This window comes from Xanthomonas pisi DSM 18956, assembly GCF_001010415.1.
GTDB lineage: Bacteria > Pseudomonadota > Gammaproteobacteria > Xanthomonadales > Xanthomonadaceae > Xanthomonas > Xanthomonas pisi.
The window spans coordinates 1-492 of record NZ_JPLE01000234.1; the positions used below are offsets into that span (position 1 = coordinate 1).

Annotated in this window: 1 protein-coding gene; it reads left to right on the plus strand. The window is 39.0% G+C overall.

Going from position 1 to position 492, the window contains the following annotated elements; genetic code table 11:
• On the plus strand, positions 1-492 hold a 492-nt coding region (locus Y887_RS20810; RefSeq protein ID WP_162199181.1), incomplete at both ends, for a phage gateway protein.

Consider the following 492-nt stretch of genomic DNA (forward strand, 5'->3'; position numbering starts at 1 on the left):
CTGCTGTTCCGGTCCAGAAAAAATACCAACCGACTCAACAGGGCATTCCGACTGGTGATCAGATTTGGTTTAACCTTTTATTCTCAGTTCCATTCGGTTGGTCGATGAGAAAGAATGAATTTGTCAATGATGAATCTCAATTCGTTAATGGCAAATTTAAAGATATTGAAGATCAGATATACGCAACACGTTTTCAAATTAGCGGCTTATTTCCAGAAGTTCCTGGCAATCCAGAAAAGCCTACGGCTAATGACGTTTTGACTTATTTAGCAAGATTCATAACCCACAAGGCTAATTTGAGGGATTGGTTTAAAAGGCATCAAGCTTCAGTATATAGAGTCGACATGAACAACAATGAAAAGTTCTATGACGACATGTCGCAGTTTGAATCATTCCCTTCTTTTGATTTGGTAATCCTTCACAGAAACGCAATTTCAATTGACACGCCTGCTGTTGCAAGAGCTGTTAATAACGATTTAGGCGATATTCCGG